Source organism: Vibrio nitrifigilis (genome assembly GCF_015686695.1).
Lineage (GTDB): Bacteria > Pseudomonadota > Gammaproteobacteria > Enterobacterales > Vibrionaceae > Vibrio > Vibrio nitrifigilis.
Genome location: NZ_JADPMR010000001.1, coordinates 1,894,262 through 1,915,897 on the forward strand (window position 1 = coordinate 1,894,262; position 21,636 = coordinate 1,915,897).

The window sequence follows — 21,636 nt, forward strand, 5'->3', positions numbered from 1 at the left end:
AATTACAAGTGTCACGAAAAGTTGACAGTAGTTTCTATCAAGCCTACCAGTGCGTCAAGTAATCTCTTCTTTCTATTGTAAAAACTGCTCACTACTTGACTGATATTGCTGCAATTTTAGTCAATATATGTTTACGTACTTCGCTCAGTTTAACCCGGCGTTGCTCGGCCCATGGTAAGGGGCGCAGTAATGTCATCGCTTTAATACCTAAGCGAGCGGTCAGAATGCCGACACCAATGCCCTGCCCAGCTCGTGTTGAGACCTTAGCGGCCAGATCCATCGACATCAAATCAATACTCGCATCCACAACCAACTCGCTAGCACCAGCAGCAGCCATATTGACCAATACGGCTTTAAACAGCTTCAATCGAGACCAATAACCAAGCTCGACGCCGTAGAGTTGCGCCAGTTGATCGACCATTTTTAAACTGCGCCACCCCACTAGCAACATATCAGCCATCGCGAGAGGGCTGACCGCCACCAAAGCGGCGGCTTCGGTCGAGTAACGCGTCACAATCGCGGTTGCCTTCTTGTCTTGCTCCGCCACCACCATGGCATCATAGAGCTCCAACACTTCTGCATCGCTATGGCTACCATTTAGCGCCTGCTGCCACCGTTGCAAGCTAGGTGTATTTGCCGGTAACTCTGACTGCTGAGCAAGATGCTGACAAAAGGCTTCGCCCTCCCCCACAGAATTGCGCGCGATCAGTGATTCGGCCTGCTCTTGAACCGAAAAGTGATTTTTTAATCGCTTAAGTTTCCAAAGCTCACGCCCCAGCGCACCAATACCAAAACTGGCAAGTAATGAAACAAATCCCGTCCAACCAAGACTCAGCCAATCAGACTGCTGAAATGCCTGAACGACATTGTCGATAGCTTGCCAAGCGACAAGCCCTGTAAAGGTGCCCAATACCGCGGTCCATTTCCAAATCCGCCCCGATTTTGGGCGAATGACTTGTTCCAGTTCTTGTTCCGCATCGGTTTCAGAATCGACGGGCATTTCAACCGGAATGAATTTCTCTGGTTGGGTAAATTGCTGTTTAGCGTTAAGTTCCGCTTCTTGTTCTTGGTGTAGTGGCTGGTCAAATATCGCTTTACCTTTATAGTCACTCATCGCAATTTATCTCCTAACAGAATCTCTAAAGCTTTATCTAAACGTATGTGTGCCAACGCTGCGTCACTTTCTGTGGGTAACGGTTTAAATTGCGTAAATTCAAACTGATGCTTATCCCAATAATCTGGGTTAGGCAATTTAGCCGGCACATCTCCCGGATAAAGCGTTAAGTTATCTCCGGCTTGTGTCGTCCCTTGCACTGCGGATTGCTGTCTTTCTCCTTGCTGGATATAACCAGAAATGGTCGAACGTACCGATGCCATACTAATACAGCTCATATCGATATTTTCATACGCCGCATGCTGCCAAGCCGGATGCACCATCTGCTGCAGTAAACTCACCAAATTAACGTGTTGATCTGGCGTTATGTGGTCGGCTTTCGTCGCAGCGAACAATACCTTATCGATTTTGGGAGAAAATAGACGGCTAAGTAACCCAGAACGGCCATACCGGAAACTGTGCATCAGCTGTTCGAGTGCACTGCGCATATCCATAAACGCATCAAATCCCGTATTCAAAGGCGTCAAACAGTCCACCAGCACAATTTGGCGATCGAAAGTGGAAAAATATTTACGATAAAATCGTTTCACCACTTTCTCTTGATACTCTTTGTAGCGCGCTTGCAGTAGCTCCAAATAACTGCCCTTTGTCACCTGTGCACTAGAGATATTGTCGACTGGGAAAAACTGTAAAACCGGCGCTCCGCTCAGTTCGCCCGGCAGCACAAATCGCCCCGGTTGTACCCAATGTAACCCAGCCGCTTTGCATTGGTGTAAATACTCGGTGTATTGTTCTGCCAATTGGGCTAATACTTGTTCGTTAGCCTGCTCATCTAAATCCAACTGAGCCACAGAATCTAACCAAGGCTGGGCCAATTCCTTTCTTTTACCATGCAAAGCGTGATACTGCTGTTCGCTCCAAGTGGCAAAATCCATATCCAATAACGGTAGATCCAATAACCACTCACCGGGGTAATCGATAATATCTAGGTACAAGGTAGCAGTCGAACCCATCAAACGTTTGGTCCGTTTTTTTGGGCGATAACGAATAGCCAGACGAATTTCACTGACGTCTCGGGTCGGTTCTGGCCATATTGGAGGATTGGCATACAACTGACCACATGCCTCATCATAAGTAAAACGAGGCACCATTAAATTGGTTTGCGGTACCCGGCGAGCACCGATCACACGTTTATCTCGCGCTGCAGCCAGCAACGGTAAATTGTCATGAGTAGCGCTATTGAGGAGCTGATTAACTAACGACGTGATAAAAGCCGTTTTCCCTGCGCGAGATAACCCAGTCACTGCTAGGCGCACGTGAGAGTCGGTGCTTCGATGCATAAATTCAGTAACTTCTTTACTGATGGATTTCATTCAACACTCCTAACCAAACACAAAGGAAAGCATACACTTGACGAGATTAACGGAGGATGAATTCCTCCTTGAGAAGGCACGCGAACAACGCGCTTTTTTGTATGTCGAGAACGAGATGAGCTAATCGTCTTCAATCAATTTATAGATGACCCATAAAGCGAGTTCGAGTAACACCAACAAGCCACAAGAGAGCAGTACATATTTATTGTGAAACAGGTTCACGCCATTAAAAATAAAGTCGTATGCAAGAAAGCCCCCCACCACAATCAAAAACAGTAATTGTAAAAAGCGTACAAAACGTGGCATAGAGCCCTCCCATTGATTGATTGGTCTAATGAATAATGGGTGCGCAGCAGGTGAATTTCAATGCGTCATTAGATACCGATCATTTTTCTTAGAGTATACAAACAAAAAGCGCAGCTTTCGCTACGCTTATGTCATTTATTTGCCAGAACTTTTTTGCTTATGCGTTCTGTTTTTCCGCTTCTTGGATCTTCACTTTCCAAGTATCTGGACCAATTTTGTGAGCATTAGCGCCAGTTGAATCAACCGCAACGGTCACAGGCATGTCTTCGACTTCAAATTCATAAATCGCTTCCATACCGAGGTCTTCAAACGCCACAACACGTGCTTTCTTAATCGCTTTGGCTACCAAATACGCAGCGCCACCCACCGCCATTAAGTAAACTGCTTTATGGTTTTTGATTGACTCAACCGTTGCATCGCCACGTTCAGATTTACCGATCATCCCCATCACGCCCACTTCATCGAGCATCATGTCGGTGAATTTGTCCATACGGGTTGAGGTGGTTGGGCCTGCAGGACCAACAACTTCATCACGCACAGCATCAACAGGGCCAACGTAGTAGATGAATTTACCTTTCAGATCAACACCATCCGGTAAGCCTTCACCATTGGCTAACATACCTTGGATACGTTTGTGCGCCGCATCACGACCCGTTAAAATTTTACCGGATAACAGTAATGTTTCACCAGTGCGCCAAGTTTGCACGTCTTCTTTCGTCACTGTATCCAAATTCACGCGGCGAGTATTTTCGTTCGCTTCACGCGTGATTTTTGGCCAGTCTTCCAATTTAGGTGGTGTTAGCTCAGCTGGGCCAGTTCCATCTAGAGTGAAATGCACGTGACGAGTTGCTGCACAGTTTGGAATCATACATACCGGTTTAGATGCTGCATGAGTTGGCGCAGTTTTGATTTTAACATCAACAACCGTGGTTAAACCGCCAAGACCTTGCGCACCGATACCCAATTTATTGACACGTTTGAAAATATCGAGGCGAAGTTCTTCTTCCGCATTTTGTGGACCACGTTCGATCAGCTCTTGGATATCGATGTGCTCCATCAAAGATTCTTTTGCCAATACCGCAGCTTTTTCTGCCGTACCACCAATACCAATACCAAGCATACCTGGTGGGCACCAACCAGCCCCCATAAGCGGTAAGGTTTTTTCAACCCATTCAGCGATATCGTCAGATGGGTTTAGCATCACCATTTTGGATTTATTTTCACTACCGCCGCCTTTTGCTGCGATACGAATATCGACTTTATCACCTGCAACCATGTTGATGTGAACCACAGCAGGTGCATTGTCTTTGGTATTAACACGTTTACCAGCCGGATCAGCCAGTACAGATTTACGCAATGGGTTATCTGGGTTGCAGTATGCTTGACGAACACCTTCGTCCACCATTTCTTGCACTGTCATATCAGTAGCGTCCCATTGCACGTCCATACCGATATCAACAAAACAGGTGACAATCCCCGTATCTTGACATAATGGACGGTGTCCTTCTGCCGACATGCGAGAGTTGATTAATATTTGCGCGATCGCATCCTTAGCTGCTGGGTTTTCTTCACGTTCATACGCTTTTTCAAGCGCTTGCACGAAGTCCAAAGGATGGTAGTAAGAGATGTATTGGAGGGCGTCAGCAACACTGCTGATGACATCCTGCTTGCGTATTACCGTCATTGCATGCCTCATTATTATCGTATGCTTCCATAAACGGCCAGTGATAAGGTGCTGTCGCTAGAACTGCGGCTATTGTCCTTATCTTCAAACCGACTATCACTATAGAATGTCCTAATATTCACCGAAAAATACCCGCTAATGATATGACTTATATCAACATTAGTTCGTAGAAGCCGCCGATAAATGAATGAGTTAACGATTATAGCGATCAAGATCAAAGCCAAAAATTACCGTTACCACTCACTTCAATTAGAACCTTCGTAGCGTGTCTGTTAAGAATAGTTGCTTAAAGCGTTACAACAAAATGTCTTTATCGTTCGCTTTTATTCACAAACTTGCTCACTAGACGTTTATAATATGCGAATTATGATACCCTTGGATTATCGAATACGCCATGTAATCCACTGTTTTCCTTGTTATATATCAAATAAAGCGCATGATTCATCCAGATAAATATCAAATAGAAAGCAAAATGCTGAGTTATCAACCAGATCTTGCTTCACAGCTCTTCAGTCATATCGAGCATCACCCATGGGCGATGCTACTTAAATCCGCTGCTGAGCATCATCAAGATAGCCGATTTGACGTGCTAGTGGCTAATCCTTTGGTCACATTAACCACAATTGGTGAACAAACGACGATTCAAACCGCGGATGAATTAGTGATTTCACCCGATGATCCTTTTGCACTGATACAACACTATCAGCAACGCTATATCCCAGATTGCCATTGTGACTTGGATGTGCCCTTCATTGGTGGGGCCTTGGGCTATTTTGCGTATGATTTAGGCCGCCGAGTTGAGCAGCTCCCGGTTATAGCCCAACGTGACGTGGACATGCCCGATATGGCGATCGGCCTCTATGATTGGGCGCTCGTTATCGACCATGCGCGTCAAAAGGCGATGCTAGTGGGTAATCATGTTGAACAACAGTGGCAATGGCTACAAAGCGAGGCCGAAAGTACTAAAGTTTCTGATGATTTCAGTATTGATCAGTGGCAATCCAATATGACTCAAGCAGAATACTGCGCCAAATTTGCTCAAGTGCAAGAGTACCTTCGCTCAGGTGACTGCTATCAGATTAACCTAACCCAACGTTTTTCTAGCCCATACCAAGGAAGTGAATGGCAAGCCTACTGCTTACTTGAAAAAAGCAACAGTGCGCCCTTCTCTGCCTTTATTCGTTTGGAACAAGGAGCAATATTAAGCGTCTCTCCGGAGCGCTTTTTACAAGTGAACCAAGGTAAAATTGAAACCAAACCTATCAAAGGCACTCGGCCCCGCGGCAAAACCGCTGAACACGATGCGCAGCTGGCTGCTGAACTTGCCGCTGCAGAAAAAGACCAAGCTGAAAACCTGATGATCGTGGATTTACTGCGTAATGATGTAGGTCGCGTTGCTAAACCAGGAACGGTTAGCGTGCCTAAACTGTTTGACATTGAATCCTTCCCTGCAGTTCACCATTTGGTATCCACCATTGAAGCGCAACTCGATGAAAGTTACAGCATGTACGATTTACTCCGTGCTTCTTTTCCCGGTGGTTCAATTACGGGGGCGCCGAAAATTCGTGCGATGGAAATCATTGAAGAGTTAGAACCGCAACGCCGTAGTGTGTATTGCGGTTCAATTGGATATATCAGCCGTCACGGTGTCATGGATACCAGTATTACCATTCGTACTCTTATCGCTTGCCAACAAACGTTGTATGTTTGGGCTGGCGGAGGTTTAGTTGCCGACAGTCAAGATCTCGATGAATATCAAGAGACTTTAGACAAATTATCGCGTATTTTGCCAATATTAGGCGCACCATTTACCGTGCAGTAACCCTCATACCAATGGAGCGATGACGTGTTACCCATCAGTCGTGAAGCTTTACTCGCACACTTTATGCTAAGCCCAACCGTGGATTATCATCCACAAACGCAAGCAAGAGTGGCGCATTTAACCGGAAAGCCGCTGCAGCAAGCATCGGTGCTGATTGGTTTTGTTAAACGCACCACTGGGTTACACGTTATCTTTACTCGCCGCGCTGAGCATTTAAAACATCATCCGGGGCAAATTAGTTTTCCTGGGGGAAAATTTGAAGAAGATGATGGTTGTTTACAAAACACCGCATTACGCGAAGCACATGAAGAAGTCGGTATTCGTACTAACGATGTAGAAATTATCGGCCAGCTTCCCCCTCTCATGACGGTGAGTCAATTCACAGTCACCCCTATTGTAGCTTTTGTTGACCCTCACTACCCGATTCAAACGGATCCCAACGAAGTAGCGGAAGTATTTGAAGTGCCAGCGCATGTTGTGTTAGATCCCAAACAGCTTCACAGTTGCCAATTTGAATTTCGCGCCTCACAACACCGTATCTTTGCCCTTACCTACCAGCAACATTTCATTTGGGGTATGACGGCTCAAATCATTCAAGCAATGCAACAGCAGTTAATTCTACTGAACCAGTAAATTCTGAACAATTATCTAAAATGCCATTAACAAACAAGACAAACACCAAAGCAAACGTTTGCGTAATTGCATCGATTTCGTGATCTAACCAAAAGTTTTGTATTTCTTTTACCTGAAAACAGAGAAAAACCCGCCTCAAGAGTTCCCAGCAGTGAATAATTTTAGGAAAATCACAACTAGCAAAATATTTAATCAATTTAATAACGAAATACCGCATGAATATCAATTCAAATACAATCTATACCACAGAACATACTAATAAATGGAATTATCAAGATTTCGTTTGGTCACTATCTCTATTTGGTACCGCCGTTGGTGCGGGTGTTTTATTCTTGCCAATTAAGGCCGGTGCAGGCGGTTTCTGGCCACTGGTTATTCTGGCGCTACTGTGTGCGCCGATGACATGGTTTGCTCATAAAAGCCTGTCGCGCTTTGTATTATCGGCCAAGAACCCAAATGCAGATATTACCGATACTGTCGAAGAACATTTTGGTAAAATCGGCGCCAACATCATCACTTTTGCGTACTTTTTTGCCATCTACCCTATCGTGTTGATTTATGGCGTAGGTATCACCAATACCGTCGATTCCTTTTTAGTGCATCAAGTGGGTATGGCATCGATCCCTCGCTGGCTTCTTTCTGGCTGTCTCATTATGTTGATGACATTAGCGGTAGTACTCGGTAAATCACTGATGTTAAAAGTGACATCAGCAATGGTGTATCCATTAGTCTTTATCTTATTTGCCCTGTCCGTCTTTCTCATTCCAGAGTGGAATACATCAATGATGGAAGTGGCGCCTAATTGGGGTGCGATGCCAAGTGTGATCTGGTTGGCGATTCCTCTTTTTGTCTTCTCGTTTAACCACAGCCCTATCATTAGTCAATTTACTAAAGAACAGCGCCGTAGATATGGTGATAATGCAGCTGCCAAAACCGATAAGATCACAGGAACAGCAGCGCTAATGTTAATGGCATTTGTGATGTTTTTTGTTTTTTCTGTGGTGCTTTCTCTCTCTCCCGCTCAATTAGCCCTAGCGAAAGAACAAAACATCAGCGTGCTCTCTTATCTTGCTAACATCCATCAGTCACCGATGATTTCGTATCTGGGTCCTATCGTGGCATTTGCCGCCATCACTTCAAGCTATTTTGGCCATTTTATGGGCGCTCATGAAGGTTTGGTCGGCCTGGTAAAATCTCGTTCAAGCATGCCAGTAAAACGCATTGAAAAAGGCTCATTAATCTTCATCGTCGTCACCACTTGGATTGTGGCGATCATCAACCCTAGTATCCTTGGCATGATCGAAAGTATGGGAGCACCGATGATTGCCGCCATCTTATTTTTACTGCCTGTTTTTGCTATGCGTAAAGTGGCGGCGATGAAGCCATTACGCACTTCTGCACTAGTGCAAATTTTTACAGTAATTTGTGGCGTTGCTGCCATTACTTCGGTAATCTACGCGACAGTTTAGTCACAGTGAAAACCCCATGTTTTATCAGGGATAACAACGTATCCTGACGAACAATAAGGGTTCTATTAAAACAGTCATATTTCGCTAGGCAATGCGTAGCGAAATAATGGTATTAGCCTCCCTTACCTGATGATAAGGGAGGCTTATTTTTGAGGTAATCAACATGATTAGTGTTTTTGACATCTTTAAAATTGGTGTCGGCCCATCAAGCTCACACACTGTAGGGCCGATGAAAGCCGGGAAGCAATTTATCGATGATCTACACGCAGAAGGAAAAATCGACCAAGTGGACGCCATCACGGTCGATGTCTACGGATCACTATCATTGACAGGGAAAGGTCACCACACCGATATCGCTATTATCATGGGGCTTGCTGGTCAAGCTCCCGAAACTGTTGATATTGATGCAATTCCATCTTTCATCAGCCAAGTCGAACAAACCGAGCGTTTGCCGATTGACTGTTACAATCATGTTGTACGTTTTCCACGTGAAAGTGGCATGAACTTCCACACCTCCAATTTGTCTCTGCACGAAAACGGCATGCAAATTCATGCATGGAAAGAAGAACAGTTACTGTATTCAAAAACCTATTACAGTATCGGTGGTGGTTTTATCGTGGATGAAGAGCACTTTGGTCAATCGCTTGAAACCGATGTCGCACTTCCTTACCCGTTTAGCAGCGCCGAAGAGCTCGTGAACCAATGTCATGAACATGGTTTATCGATCAGCACTTTGGTTATGAATAATGAAAAAGCCATCTATCAAGACCACGAAGTTAAAGACTATTTTGCCGCTATCTGGGACACGATGAAAGCATGTATTGAACGTGGGATGACCACCGAAGGCATTCTTCCAGGTCCATTGCGTGTGCCGCGCCGTGCTGCTGCCTTACATCAACAGCTGTTAACGTCAGAAAAGCTGACTAACGATCCGATGGCGGTGGTTGACTGGGTGAACATGTACGCCTTTGCGGTGAATGAAGAAAACGCAGCGGGTGGCCGAGTCGTTACGGCCCCCACCAACGGTGCTTGTGGCATTATTCCTGCTGTACTCGCTTATTACGATAAATTCATCCAAACGGTGAGTGAAAAAGACTACATCCGTTATTTCGCTGCGTCAGGCGCTATTGGCGGTTTGTATAAACAGAATGCCTCTATCTCCGGTGCAGAAGTAGGTTGTCAGGGTGAAGTAGGCGTTGCCTGTTCTATGGCAGCAGCAGGCCTTGCGGAATTGCTTGGCGGTAGCCCAGAGCAAGTCTGTATGGCGGCTGAAATTGCAATGGAGCATAACCTAGGGCTCACCTGTGACCCGGTTGCTGGCCAAGTTCAAGTACCTTGTATTGAGCGTAACGGCATTGCCGCCGTAAAATCCATTAACTCGACTCGTATGGCCCTTCGCCGCTCTTCGGCACCGCGTGTTTCGCTCGATAAAGTCATCGAAACCATGTTTGAAACGGGTAAAGACATGAACGCCAAATATCGCGAAACTTCTCAGGGTGGCCTAGCTGTCAAAGTCATTTGTTAAACCCACGTCATTCCTAGCCTAGTTAAGGTTAAAATTGAGTTAAAAAGCCTGAAATATTTCCTTTCAGGCTTTTTTTTCTTAGTGTATGTGCGATTTACCTAGATTTACCTCTAAAAAGGTTTGTTTATCTAGTCATTCGTTTTATAACTAATGTGTTGTAAATGCATTCACTTGAATTAGTTGACATTCCCTTATGCCTAAAATTTTAAAACCCAAGACTCTTGTCTCGATAGTTGCCCTACTGGCCGTTGCCGGTGGCGCAGCCTATTACTTTTACCCAAAACCTGAAGCGCCACAATTTGCGACAGAAGCAGTCCAGCGTGGCGATATCGAAGATAGCGTTATTGCGACCGGCATGCTTCAAGCGTCCAAATTGGTTGAAGTGGGGGCTCAGGTTTCTGGCCAGATTCAAAACCTTCCCGTTAGCCTTGGCGATGAAATAAAAAAAGGGTCGCTCGTTGCACAAATTGATAGCCTGACACAACAAAACAGTTTGAAAGAGGCAGAAGCGTCTCTCGCTAGCTTGAAAGCACAGCTAAGAGCCAAACAAGCTCAGATTCGTCAAGCTCAAGCAGAGTATAATCGTCAAAAAGCAATGCTCAATGATAATGCGAGTTCACGTTCTGATTACGAATCCGCAGAAGCTGATTTGTCAGTATACAAAGCCGAAGCTGATGAGCTCGATGCAGAAATTTCGCAAGCAAAAGTCAGTGTAGATTCCGCTAAAGTGGATTTAGGTTATACAACCATTACCGCACCGATGGATGGCACGGTGGTATATACAGCCGTTTCAGAAGGTCAAACCGTTAACTCCAACCAAGAAACCCCAACCATTATTGAACTGGCTCAACTTAACAAGATGACTGTCAAAGCTCAGATTTCTGAAGCTGATGTCGTCAATGTTAAACCAGGGATGGACGTGTATTTCACCATCTTGGGTAAACCGAATAAACGCTACCATGCAACGCTGAAAGCCATTGAACCTGGCCCAACGCTAATGGATGGTGATGATAGCGATCTCTCTGTCGACGACGACGAAGCTATCTATTACTACGGTTTATTTGATGTTGATAACCCAGACCGCGTACTACGTATCGGCATGACAGCCCAAGTCTCGATTATTCTCAAACATGCCGACAATGCCCTATTAATTCCAGCGCAAGCACTCGTGAAAAAAGCAGGTAAAGATGGTAAAAACCAATATCAAGTTCCTGTTTTAGAAAATGGCAAAGCGGTATATCGCAACGTAACCGTTGGCATTAACAATAAAGTTAACGCTGAAATCACTTCAGGTCTTAAAGAAGGCGACAAAGTCATTTTGGGCACCCCATCCGGTGATACCTTTACTTCGAAAATGCGCGGCCCAAGGATGTTTTAATGTCTGAAGCTTTACTTGAAATTAATCACGTATATCGATCGTTTGCCGCTGGTGAAGAAGAACTCACCGTCTTAAAAGACGTTAGTTTGAGTATCGAGCGTGGCGAAATGGTTGCGATTGTCGGTACATCAGGTTCTGGCAAATCAACCTTGATGAACATTTTAGGCTGTCTTGATCAACCTTCAAAAGGTGAATATTTCATCAATGGTCAAGACACGTCGAAGATGGATTCCGATCAACTTGCTCGTCTGCGCCGCGAATATTTCGGTTTTATTTTCCAACGCTATCACCTGCTAGGTGACTTAACTGCGATTGGTAACGTTGAAGTCCCTGCGATCTACGCTGGCTATGACAAGAAATCTCGCGCTGAACGCGCCTCCTCTCTTCTCACACGCCTTGGCCTTGATGATCGCATGGATCATAAGCCAAACCAGTTGAGTGGTGGTCAGCAGCAACGTGTTTCTGTCGCCCGTGCGTTAATTAATGGTGGTGATGTTATTCTTGCCGATGAACCTACAGGGGCATTAGACAGCAAGAGCGGTGAAGAGATGATGGAACTGCTGCAAGAGCTCCATCAAATTGGCCACACCATTATCATCGTTACCCATGATAAGAAGGTAGCGCAGTACGCCGATCGTATTATTGAAATCAAAGATGGCGAAATATTAAGTGACACCGTCACTCAAAAAACCGAGGTCGATTTAGACGCGGATACTGGGCCGGGTCATACACAGACAAACACGCTGAACTCAAGCAAACGTCTCTTTGATGGTTTCTGGGAAGCACTGAAAATGGCGCTCCTTGCCATGTCTAATCACCGTTTGCGTACCTTCCTTACCATGTTAGGCATTATTATCGGTATTGCCTCTGTGGTCTCAGTGGTGGCATTAGGTAACGGTTCACAACAAGCCATTTTGGCGAATATCAAGTCCATGGGGACCAACACTATTGATGTGAACCCCGGTACAGGCTTTGGTGACAGGCGTTCTGGGCGAGTGCGAACTTTAACCGATAAAGATGCGGCTGCACTGAAAAACCTCAAGTTTGTCGACAGTGTCACGCCATACATGAGCACCTCAGTGACCATTCGCCACTCGAACAAAGCCATTACTGCCACGGTACAAGGCGTGGGGCCAGAATACTTTCGTGTGCGAGGTTATGAGCTCGCCTACGGTCAATACTGGGACGATGATAGTGTCACCGCACTGGCTCAAGAAGCAGTCATTGACAACAACACATTGAAAGAGTTGTTCCCACATAGTAATCCGATCGGTCAGGTTATTTTTGCCGGTAATTTGCCCGTGCGCATTATTGGTGTGACGAAACCGAAAGAGAGTGCTTTTGGTAATAGCGATTCACTGAATATTTGGTTGCCCTATACGACGGTGAGTTCGCGTATGTTAGGCCAACACTACTTAAATCGTATTTCAGTGCGTATTGACGAAAACACACCAAGCGCTGCGGGTGAACAAGCCATTATCTCGCTGCTTAAAATGCGTCATGGTACGCAAGATTTCTTTACTATTAACACCGATACCATTCAACAAAACATTACTAAGACCACGCAAACAATGACGCTACTGATCTCAGCCATTGCGGTGATTTCATTGGTTGTCGGTGGGATTGGTGTTATGAATATCATGTTGGTTTCTGTCACAGAAAGAACTCGAGAAATTGGGGTACGCATGGCGGTGGGCGCGCGCCAAGCAGATATTCTGCGTCAATTTTTAATTGAAGCCGTTCTGGTGTGTCTCTGTGGCGGTGCGTTAGGTATCGCGCTCGCTTATTTAGTAGGTGTAATTATCTCTGCCAGCGGGAGTAGCTTTTCAATGGTTTACTCGACTACGTCAATCGTATCGGCATTTGTCTGCTCAACCTTAATTGGTGTGCTGTTCGGTTATTTACCAGCACGTAACGCAGCGCAACTTAACCCTATCGATGCATTGGCTCGGGAGTAAAATGATGACAATGAATACAATGAAAATCACGACCCTCGCCTTAACCATCGCGTTGGTCTCTGGGTGTGCCAACCACACCCAATTTTCGGTTCCAGACAGTCAGGTTCCGAATCAATGGCAACACACCAAAGAATCTTCACAAAAAGCCATTACCGATCAATGGTGGAAACAGTTCAATGATCCTCAACTTAACCAGTTGATTGAACAAGTGTTGAATACCAATAATGATCTTGCGATTGCCGCTTTAACGCTGCGTCAAGCTCGCTTAGAAGCTCGGTTAGACGAAAGCGATCTTTACCCTGATTTATCATCGACCACGTCGGTAGGAAAAGATAAATATCTTGATAGCGGTCAATCGTCCAAAAGCTATTCGACCGATCTCAGTGTCAGTTATGAACTCGATTTATGGGGTAAGCTTTCACGAGCTGCTGATGCCAGTGAATGGTCGGCGATGGCAAGTCGTGAGGATTTAGAATCAACCGCACAAAGTCTGGTTGCCACCACCGCTCAGCTCTATTGGCAGGTGGGTTATCTCACCGAGCGCTTGCAACTGAGCGCGAGCGATATCAAAGATGCTAAAGAGACATTGGCTTTAACAAAAAGCCAATATAAAAACGGCTCGGTATCGCGGTTAAATATTCTCGAAGCTCAACGTGCGTTGTCAGCGTTAGAAGCCACCCACAGTGATTATGTGCAGCAATTAACCGAAGCACATAACGCCTTGGCCATTTTGTTTAATCAGCCTCCACAAAAAATGGGGTTAGATATTCAAGCCTTACCTGATGGCAGCTTACCAGATATTGAGCCGGGAATTCCCGCGGAGTTACTGACTCGTCGTCCAGATGTAAAATCGGCTTTGTATAGCTTAAAATCAGCGTTAGCAACACAAGATTCGACTAACGCTTCCTACTTTCCCGATCTCACACTGACTGGCGCTTTAGGGGGTTCATCAACACAATTGCGTCATTTATTAAGCGACCCAATTGGTAGCCTAGGTGCAGATTTAACCTTGCCCTTCCTTAACTGGAATGAAATGCAAATTAATAAAGACATTGCCAAAGTGAAATACCAGTCTGCAATTGTCACGTATCGAAAAACGCTTTATGAAGCATTTGAAGATGTCGATAACGCTCTGTCGGCGCGTATCAACTATCAAGTCCAACAAGGCAAACTGCAAGAGCAGTACAACGCATCAGCCGAAGCCGAACGTATTTATCGTAGCCAATACCAACATGGGGCTATCGGCATTACCGATTTGCTCGACGCACAAGAAAACACACGTAGTGCCAAAGCGTCTCTACTGGAAAACCGCTACAACCAATTGGTTAACTTAACCACTATTTATCAAAGCTTAGGCGGCCCAGATGTAGTGAAAAGTGATAAAACGTTACTTAAAAACACCGCAACGCTCAAACCCAAGACTGATGAATAAATAATCACCCATTGTCTTATACCCCAATGACCTCAAGATGAAGTTTTGAAACAGTATCTTGAGGTTACTTGGGTATATAAGGTCACTCGGATATGTAAGGTCACTGAGGTGGCCTTTTTCGATCGCTCCTCACTCAACATTCATGCTAAATTAACGCCTTCACGGATGAAAGTTAGTTTATTACACCATGTTTTTAAGAATCCCTTTGCTGCATAAGCTCAGCACCTTTACTACACCTGTGGTTTTACTCAATGCCCTGCCCGGTTGTGGCAAATCCACGCTGTTAAAACAGCTAGCCGAGCAGCGTAGTTGTACGGTTTCCCATCACTTGCCCGATCCCGTTGACCATCCGATTGGAGAAGTACTGTTTTGGGACCCAGCAGGTTCTGGTTTATCCCAACATTTACAGCAGGTCATGGCGATAGCCCCGCAATTAGAACAGCGCCAGCAAACCCTATTTATGAGTGGTGCTTGGATCGGCAATAATGCGTGGATATCAGACGGATTACTCTATCAAAAGCTGACTCTGATAGAACAATCAGAACTGATGATGAGTGAACATGAAATCGCAACGTTTTACCCACAATCCGATGCAGAAACGATCTGGCGTCAAACAGCAGGTTGGCCTGTATTAGTTGCTAACTGGGATCGCATTCAAGATGAACGCTTCACACTGTCTTGGACCGATTATTTGCATAACCGTGTGTTACCGTTATTGCCTTTTCATACCCAACGTTTATTAGTCGCGCTCGCGTATGAAAACGTCATAACACAAGAAGCCATTACCAATGAACTCGAGCTCATCAGCGCGATAGAGCCACTAATCGAACTCAATGCACACGGTGAGTATCGTCTAGGTGTGCCGTTTTTACGACCAATATTACAGAGTATTGCGCAGCAAGAGCCGCGTCTATATCAAGACTCGATGCGCATTGTTTCTCGCCACCATCATAAGATGGGCCAACGTATGCGTGCTATCAATATCGCTCTTGAGTCCAGTAATGTAGATTTAGCGTTGCGCTGGTTTAAACAAAACGGCGGCGGTGTTTATGGATACCATCATGGCTTTGATGAACTAGAAAACATTCTTAGCCACTTTCCCACCATCATGCTGAGTCAAGATCTCCACTTAGCATGGGCAAATGTGATTTTGCTGTTTAAGCGCCAGCGCTTTTTGGCCGCTCGAAGTTTCATTGAAAATCTGCCCCAGCAACATAAAAACAGTTTTGAATCCGCAGAAGAGCGTGGCATTTTCACTCTGATCAAAAGTAAATATTTCGCCTATTTTCGCTCCCAAACTGAAGACAGCCAGCTTAAACAATTTAGCCGATTAGAGAGCCTGTTAAGTGATAACCCCGGGGCATTAATGAATTATTACGGCACCTTATCTATCTATCACAATAACTTAGGTGAATGGTTCCAAGCGGCAATATTGCAAGATAAAGAACTGACACTAGCAACGCGCTATGAAGTGCCTTATCTCATTTTTTATTGCCATTTTAACCTGACTCGTCTCAATTTGCGGATGGGTTATCCAGTCAAATCTCTACATCATATTCAACAAGCAGATATTGCACTAAAACGGACCAGTTTTCGCTCACACCTTACCTACGAATTAAACTTTGTCACCCTAGCTCAAGGTATGATTGCGATGTACCAAGGCGATGTCGTCACGGCACAAACGTATTGGAATCGCGTAGAGGTTCTACGTGCTAATTCAGAGATTTGGCCGGAATTTTTATCGCAAATTCATACCTATGGAATTATGACCTTCTTATTGCGTGACGATATTGATCGAGCCTATACGCTGCTCGATGAGTTGCGTTATGAATACTTCACAAGTTTTGCCGATGAACAAGCAGCCGTATTTTATAACCTGCTTACCGTTTTGATTTTACAACAACAAGAACGCTGGATTGATGCCCAAGAACATCTGCAAGATATTATCAACACCAACGATACCGTTCCCGGTAATTATCAAGCCATGTTTCAGTGGTTAACGGTTCGCAATAACGTGGGATTAGTGTGCATCCACCAGCATAAAAGCGGTCAAGAGATTCGAATTAAACACTCTCACTCCTACCCTTATCACGAAATACAGCACCAAGTGCAACAGTTGAAACTGCAATGGCACAAACGTGAATATGCTCAGATGACACGGTCACTCATTCACTTAATGCAGCGTTGCCATCAGTTGCAACTTTGGAGCCCAATGATGCTTGAACAACATTGGTTAAATAGCGCCATTCAGTGGGTATGGAAAAAAGAAAAGTATCGTTATACCAACACGCCATTTGAACATGCCGTAAAACATTGGCAACAACTCGAACAACAAATCACCCAACACCAGCAAAGCGACGAGTTAACCAACAAGCAATTACAGATTGTACAACGCTTAGCAGAAGGGTTATCGAATAAACAGATTGCCCAATATTGTGGGATCAGTGAAAGTACGGTGAAATTCCATCTGAAAAATTTATTCAAAACGTATGAAGTAAAAAATCGCCAAGCCCTACTCGGGCTGGCGAGGATCAAAAAGTGGATCAAATAACAGGAATAATGGCGTAACGACTTCAACCCCTTACCTCACGCCATAAAGAGATAAGGGGGTGGGACACCGGCACTATTTACGGGTTGGTACGCACTTCCAGTTGTATTTAGAAAAGTCGTAATAGAAACTCTGAATTGGAACAAACTGCATATCACTTAAACAGTTATTTACCGCCATGCGATAACGAGTCGTTTGTAAAAACGCATCAACTTGATTATCCACAATGTACTTTTGCAGTTTGTGATAAATCGCGTTACGTTTTTCAGTGTTCAGCTCACGACCCGCATCATCAATCCATTGATCGACCTTTTTGTCGTTGAGCCATGACATGGATGCCCAAGAGCCCGCAGATTTAGATGAATATTGGTTATAGAATACCGACTGCGGTGACGCATAAGTGGGACCAAAGAAAATTTGGTTCACATTTGGTGTCGTTTCTGGTTTCGAGGCAATCTGAGTGATGCGGCTCCACGGGTCGCCTTCAAGCTTCACTTTAAAGCCAATGGATTCCAAATTCGCTTGCATCATCAACGAAATTTCTTCTTCGTATGCAGAGCCCGCCACGTAACCTAACGTAATCGGAATTTTTTGCCCCGCATATTTAGAGAGTTTCACTTCCGCGGCCGCTTTTTTCAGATCATAGGTAGGGGTTTGCAATGAATCTAAATAAGCACCTTTGAAAAGTGACGATAATGGGCCACTCATTGTGTTGCCTGGGTAAAGCTCTTTATTGACTAGATCATAATCAATCGCTAGCGCTATTGCTTTACGAATATGTACATCATCGGTTGGCGCACGTTGGTTATTAAACTTAATGTAATAGCCCGTCGCACTGCCTAAATCTTGGATATGGTAGTTGGGTAGTTTACCAATCGCTTTGAGCGTTTCTTCCGCTTGGTAATCGCTACTTAAGTCAAGCTCACCTTTGTTAGCCAGCGCTTTAATGGTGGATTCGTCCGACGTCACCAACACACGCACTTTTTCCAGTGGGTGCTCAGGGAAGCCATAGAAATAATTATGGTTACGTTTAAAGACAATACGGCTACCGCGTTGCCACTCATCTAAGCTATATGGACCGGTACCTTCTGCGTGAGCCGCGAGGTATTTTTCTGCCCAACCATTTTTACCTTTATGCTGATCCGCAACACTCTTATCAACAACAAACAATAATGGGCTCATGCCCAAAAATGCCGAAGACGCTTCTTTAAGTTTGAATTGCACCGTGTGCTTGTCTACCGCACTCACCCCTTTCGGTTCTAGAATACCAGAAAAGAAGCCCGAAGGGCCTTGATTCAGTGTTAGCATACGTTGCACGGAGTAAACCACATCATCAGACGTGACAGCGTCACCATTTTGAAACTTAGCATCCGGAACGAGATGGAATGTAAAAGTTTTACCGTCTTTGCTGATATCCCAGCTTTTAGCCAGTAATGGAATAATTTTGCCGGTTTTATCGGCGGTAGTGAGGCCATCATAGAGGTTCACCGCCATCATGTATTCGGTGTAATCCGTAATTTTAGCCGGATCGATCGTACCGATTACTTGAATGACGTTCATTGTCGCCGTCAGATCATCATACTTTGTTTTCGTTGTGTCCGCGTACGCACTCTGAGCAACAATGGCAGCTAATGCCGTTACCATTAACGCTTTTTTCATAACAAACTCCCTTTGTTAACATTGGCCACAGCACCTCTTCATGGGCTGTGACCAGATAAATTGTCATGCCGTATAACGACATCAATTAATAAATTTCAAATGGCTTGTATTCTATATCTGGATAACCAAAGGCTTTCGGACCTACCACTTCCAACGCTCGGGTAGAACGCAGTAATGGGTGACAAGGAATGCCCAACACTGCCACTTTCTGTCCATAACGCAGTACTTCGGTTGTGATCGCGTGACCTGTTTCCACATCCAAAATAATGATGAGATCGGGCACCGAACATTTCACCTCTTCGCCAATACGAAACACCAGGTTTTCATTCTGAATATCAACAGACCCCTGTTGCTCAGCAAAATCACCAAAACCCTCTAATGAAGCGATACCGCGGGTAAAACCGGCGGCCATCTTGCGCTCAAGATCGGTGATCTTGCCGGTAAAGAGCACTTGACCATTTTCTTGACGACAAATCTGCTCAATAGGATCTAACTTCTGTTTGTTCGCATCCATCACAGCCAGACCTAAGTTGGTCGCTTGGGTGACTGTCCCCGGAACGGCATAACGTTTTACATAAGCGCCATTCATCGGCGCTTCCACCATACCTGCACCGCCTCCCATCTGAACAACACAAGCACGAGCTAAGCGTTCAAGCCACACTTCATCGATTAGATCTTTGAAAATAACCGTATTGCCATGCGAGTCAGACATCGCCGCTGGCATACTACAATGCCCGTAGATACTGAACGTGGTCATCTGCATTTCTGGGAAAGCGCGGCCCATCCCATCACCATCGACCATAGGTAGACCTGTAATCGCGGCAATGGCAGCCGGTCTTAAACCATTTGCTCCGCCAATTTCCACCGGAATAATCGCATCGACTTTTTTGCCGGTATTCTCTTCGATGGCTCGAATCGCACGAACAATCTCGTTACCTTCACAGATTTTTTCCATCGATACAGCCGGCGCACCAATATTACCCACGGAAATAACAACTGCGTCATCGTCGAGCTCATCTAAGCTGATCAAGCGCACTTTGGCACCTTGGCGCATTTCGTTTAAAGCGTGAAGTTTGCCGTAATAAGGATTACCGCCGCCGCCAGTACCCAAGATACCCGCACCGATTTCCATCGCTTCAATGTCTTTTTCTGTTAATTCTCGCATCTTAAAACTCCAAATCACCGACGACTTTGACACGAATACGCGTCGCATTCCCTGGCAAGTACGCTAGAGGGATATCTTCTTGATCAACAAGGCTAATTGTTTCTGCTTTTGCGCCTGCTGCTACTGCTTTTTCTGTTGCTGCTGCACGAGCTTGTGCGAGTGCATCTTCGCGCGTCATTTCAGCCAGACTAAAGATTCGATCGACTTCGCCACTCACTTGAGCAATCGCGGCACCGACTGCGTTCGCCACAGAGAAATGATTTGGTCGAATCGTCGTAAGGTCGCCAATCTTCTCAGGCGCGAGGATCGAGCCACCACCCACCACAATGACAGGAATTTGTGCGGCAGACAGGCGGTTTTTCTCAACCGTATCCGTGATCAGTTGATCGATACCGCTTAACGCTTTATTAAGGAGCGCTTTATCAACATCTTGCACATGGCTTACCTCTCCGACTTGCGCACGGCCACTTGCCACAGCGATATCCGTCGCTGTTAAAGTATCGCCACCAAACACCAAGGCTTTTTCAGTAATGCGATACCCTACGCTTTCTGGACCAATTTTGATGCTCGGTTCAATGCCTTCGTCATTGCTGGCGATTATCGTACCGCCCCCAAGACCAACACTGACCATATCTGGCATGCGGAAGTTAGTGCGAATACCACCCACATCGACTGACATTGCTGCCTGACGGGGGAATCCTTGCTGGACTAAACCAACATCAGTCGTCGTACCACCGATATCGACCACGATCGCATCCTGTTCACCTGACAAGAACACTGCGCCACGCATTGAGTTGGTTGGGCCGCTGGCAAAGGTTAAGACCGGGAAACGTTCAACGAACTCTGCACTCATCAAGGTGCCATCGTTTTGCGTAATGAAAAATGGACAAGTGAGGCCACGCGTTTCTAACGCGTTACCAAATGCCTGCACCGTTTTACGACTTAACGTGCGTAAGCTGGCGTTCAAGACTGCTGCACTTTCACGTTCAAGCAGACCAACACGCCCAACTTCACTGGATAACACAACGTCACATTCAGGATGCTCTGCGGCAAGCAATTCTCGTACGCGTTTTTCTGTATCATCATTGACCGGACTGAACACACAGTTCACAGCCACAGAAGTGATTTGCTTGTGTTTTAGCTCTTGGGCGATACGAATAATTTCTGGTTCGTCTAATGGATTAATTAATCGACCATCAAACTCATAACCGCCTTTGACCAAATAGCGGCCACCATCAACAAGCTCAAGAATGTCAGAAGGCCAATCAATAAAAGGAGGCACACTCAATGTTGCTGGTAGACAGACGCGAATCACTGCTGTTTTCGTTAAATGCTTACGTTCGACGACCGCATTGGTAAAGTGGGTCGTACCGATCATTACTGCTCGAACATCGCTATGCGAGATCCCAGACTCATTTAATACCGCTTGCAGCGCCTGTTGCACGCCAGTGGTCACATCTTCTGATGTTGGCTGTTTGGTGGCAGCTAGCACGGTATCATCGAGCATAATGACCGCGTCAGTGTTCGTCCCACCGACGTCGATACCGATTCGATAATTGGCACTCATATT

The 21,636-nt window shown here is 45.4% G+C and carries 15 protein-coding genes; 8 read left to right on the forward strand and 7 right to left on the reverse strand.

Going from position 1 to position 21,636, the window contains the following annotated elements; all coding sequences use genetic code 11:
* Positions 1-91: 91 nt before the first annotated feature.
* The 4 genes from I1A42_RS08480 to I1A42_RS08495 all read right to left on the reverse strand — a co-directional run bounded on the left by I1A42_RS08480 (position 92) and on the right by I1A42_RS08495 (position 4,477).
* A complete protein-coding gene (locus tag I1A42_RS08480; protein ID WP_161155767.1) occupies positions 92-1,114 on the reverse strand; it encodes a YcjF family protein in 1,023 nt (340 codons plus the stop codon).
* Complete coding sequence (locus I1A42_RS08485; protein ID WP_161155765.1) at positions 1,111-2,487, reverse strand: YcjX family GTP-binding protein; 1,377 nt, start codon at positions 2,485-2,487, stop codon at positions 1,111-1,113. Before I1A42_RS08485 ends, I1A42_RS08480 begins: the two co-directional genes overlap by 4 nt.
* Before the next feature lie 120 nt (positions 2,488-2,607).
* Positions 2,608-2,793: a hypothetical protein gene (locus tag I1A42_RS08490; protein ID WP_196123215.1), complete on the reverse strand. Its 186-nt coding sequence runs from the start codon at positions 2,791-2,793 to the stop codon at positions 2,608-2,610.
* Positions 2,794-2,950: 157 nt separating this feature from the next.
* Positions 2,951-4,477 (reverse strand): fumarate hydratase, encoded by a 1,527-nt coding sequence (locus I1A42_RS08495; RefSeq protein WP_161155761.1) that lies wholly within the window; start codon positions 4,475-4,477, stop codon positions 2,951-2,953.
* A gap of 436 nt (positions 4,478-4,913) precedes the next feature.
* Here I1A42_RS08495 and pabB point away from each other — a divergent pair, with 436 nt between their 5' ends.
* The 8 genes from pabB to I1A42_RS08535 all read left to right on the forward strand — a co-directional run bounded on the left by pabB (position 4,914) and on the right by I1A42_RS08535 (position 17,245).
* Positions 4,914-6,299 carry an aminodeoxychorismate synthase component I gene (pabB, locus tag I1A42_RS08500; protein ID WP_196123216.1) on the forward strand — a complete coding sequence of 462 codons (1,386 nt, stop codon included), beginning with the start codon at positions 4,914-4,916 and terminating at the stop codon, positions 6,297-6,299.
* A 33-nt stretch (positions 6,300-6,332) separates the two neighbouring features.
* Positions 6,333-6,932: a CoA pyrophosphatase gene (locus I1A42_RS08505; protein WP_196123804.1), complete on the forward strand. Its 600-nt coding sequence runs from the start codon at positions 6,333-6,335 to the stop codon at positions 6,930-6,932.
* Between the two features lie 215 nt (positions 6,933-7,147).
* Entirely contained in the window at positions 7,148-8,401 is a 1,254-nt protein-coding gene (locus I1A42_RS08510; protein WP_196123217.1) for an aromatic amino acid transport family protein, read from the forward strand.
* Between the two features lie 163 nt (positions 8,402-8,564).
* Positions 8,565-9,926 carry an L-serine ammonia-lyase gene (locus tag I1A42_RS08515; protein WP_196123218.1) on the forward strand — a complete coding sequence of 454 codons (1,362 nt, stop codon included), beginning with the start codon at positions 8,565-8,567 and terminating at the stop codon, positions 9,924-9,926.
* A 193-nt stretch (positions 9,927-10,119) separates the two neighbouring features.
* Positions 10,120-11,304: a macrolide transporter subunit MacA gene (macA, locus tag I1A42_RS08520; RefSeq protein ID WP_161155753.1), complete on the forward strand. Its 1,185-nt coding sequence runs from the start codon at positions 10,120-10,122 to the stop codon at positions 11,302-11,304.
* The gene (locus tag I1A42_RS08525; protein WP_161155751.1) at positions 11,304-13,262 is read left to right on the forward strand and encodes a MacB family efflux pump subunit; all 1,959 of its coding nucleotides are present in this window, start codon (positions 11,304-11,306) and stop codon (positions 13,260-13,262) included. The genes macA and I1A42_RS08525 overlap by 1 nt, the downstream gene beginning before the upstream one ends.
* Positions 13,263-13,272: 10 nt before the next feature.
* Positions 13,273-14,694 (forward strand): efflux transporter outer membrane subunit, encoded by a 1,422-nt coding sequence (locus I1A42_RS08530; protein ID WP_196123805.1) that lies wholly within the window; start codon positions 13,273-13,275, stop codon positions 14,692-14,694.
* Between the two features lie 187 nt (positions 14,695-14,881).
* Complete coding sequence (locus I1A42_RS08535) at positions 14,882-17,245, forward strand: LuxR C-terminal-related transcriptional regulator (RefSeq protein ID WP_196123219.1); 2,364 nt, start codon at positions 14,882-14,884, stop codon at positions 17,243-17,245.
* 72 nt (positions 17,246-17,317) lie between these two features.
* Here the strand turns inward: I1A42_RS08535 and I1A42_RS08540 are convergent, their stop codons facing one another.
* The 3 genes from I1A42_RS08540 to I1A42_RS08550 form a co-directional block, all read right to left on the reverse strand.
* On the reverse strand, positions 17,318-18,901 hold the full coding sequence (locus tag I1A42_RS08540; RefSeq protein WP_196123220.1) for an ABC transporter substrate-binding protein: 1,584 nt from the start codon (positions 18,899-18,901) through the stop codon (positions 17,318-17,320).
* Between the two features lie 85 nt (positions 18,902-18,986).
* A complete protein-coding gene (locus I1A42_RS08545; protein ID WP_196123221.1) occupies positions 18,987-20,066 on the reverse strand; it encodes a DUF917 domain-containing protein in 1,080 nt (359 codons plus the stop codon).
* A gap of 1 nt (position 20,067) precedes the next feature.
* Positions 20,068-21,633 (reverse strand): hydantoinase/oxoprolinase N-terminal domain-containing protein, encoded by a 1,566-nt coding sequence (locus I1A42_RS08550; protein ID WP_196123222.1) that lies wholly within the window; start codon positions 21,631-21,633, stop codon positions 20,068-20,070.
* Between the last annotated feature and the right edge of the window lie 3 nt (positions 21,634-21,636).

Excerpts from the sequence above, each read along its gene's own strand:
- I1A42_RS08480 (WP_161155767.1), bottom strand. The coding sequence starts at position 1,114 with ATGAGTGACTATAAAGGTAAAGCGATATTTGACCAGCCACTACACCAA.
- I1A42_RS08530 (WP_196123805.1), top strand. The coding sequence starts at position 13,273 with ATGAATACAATGAAAATCACGACCCTCGCCTTAACCATCGCGTTGGTC.
- I1A42_RS08485 (WP_161155765.1), bottom strand. The coding sequence starts at position 2,487 with ATGAAATCCATCAGTAAAGAAGTTACTGAATTTATGCATCGAAGCACC.
- I1A42_RS08550 (WP_196123222.1), bottom strand. The coding sequence starts at position 21,633 with ATGAGTGCCAATTATCGAATCGGTATCGACGTCGGTGGGACGAACACT.
- pabB (WP_196123216.1), top strand. The coding sequence starts at position 4,914 with ATGATTCATCCAGATAAATATCAAATAGAAAGCAAAATGCTGAGTTAT.
- I1A42_RS08490 (WP_196123215.1), bottom strand. The coding sequence starts at position 2,793 with ATGCCACGTTTTGTACGCTTTTTACAATTACTGTTTTTGATTGTGGTG.
- I1A42_RS08535 (WP_196123219.1), top strand. The coding sequence starts at position 14,882 with ATGTTTTTAAGAATCCCTTTGCTGCATAAGCTCAGCACCTTTACTACA.
- macA (WP_161155753.1), top strand. The coding sequence starts at position 10,120 with ATGCCTAAAATTTTAAAACCCAAGACTCTTGTCTCGATAGTTGCCCTA.
- I1A42_RS08525 (WP_161155751.1), top strand. The coding sequence starts at position 11,304 with ATGTCTGAAGCTTTACTTGAAATTAATCACGTATATCGATCGTTTGCC.
- I1A42_RS08510 (WP_196123217.1), top strand. The coding sequence starts at position 7,148 with ATGAATATCAATTCAAATACAATCTATACCACAGAACATACTAATAAA.
- I1A42_RS08515 (WP_196123218.1), top strand. The coding sequence starts at position 8,565 with ATGATTAGTGTTTTTGACATCTTTAAAATTGGTGTCGGCCCATCAAGC.
- I1A42_RS08495 (WP_161155761.1), bottom strand. The coding sequence starts at position 4,477 with ATGACGGTAATACGCAAGCAGGATGTCATCAGCAGTGTTGCTGACGCC.
- I1A42_RS08540 (WP_196123220.1), bottom strand. The coding sequence starts at position 18,901 with ATGAAAAAAGCGTTAATGGTAACGGCATTAGCTGCCATTGTTGCTCAG.
- I1A42_RS08545 (WP_196123221.1), bottom strand. The coding sequence starts at position 20,066 with ATGCGAGAATTAACAGAAAAAGACATTGAAGCGATGGAAATCGGTGCG.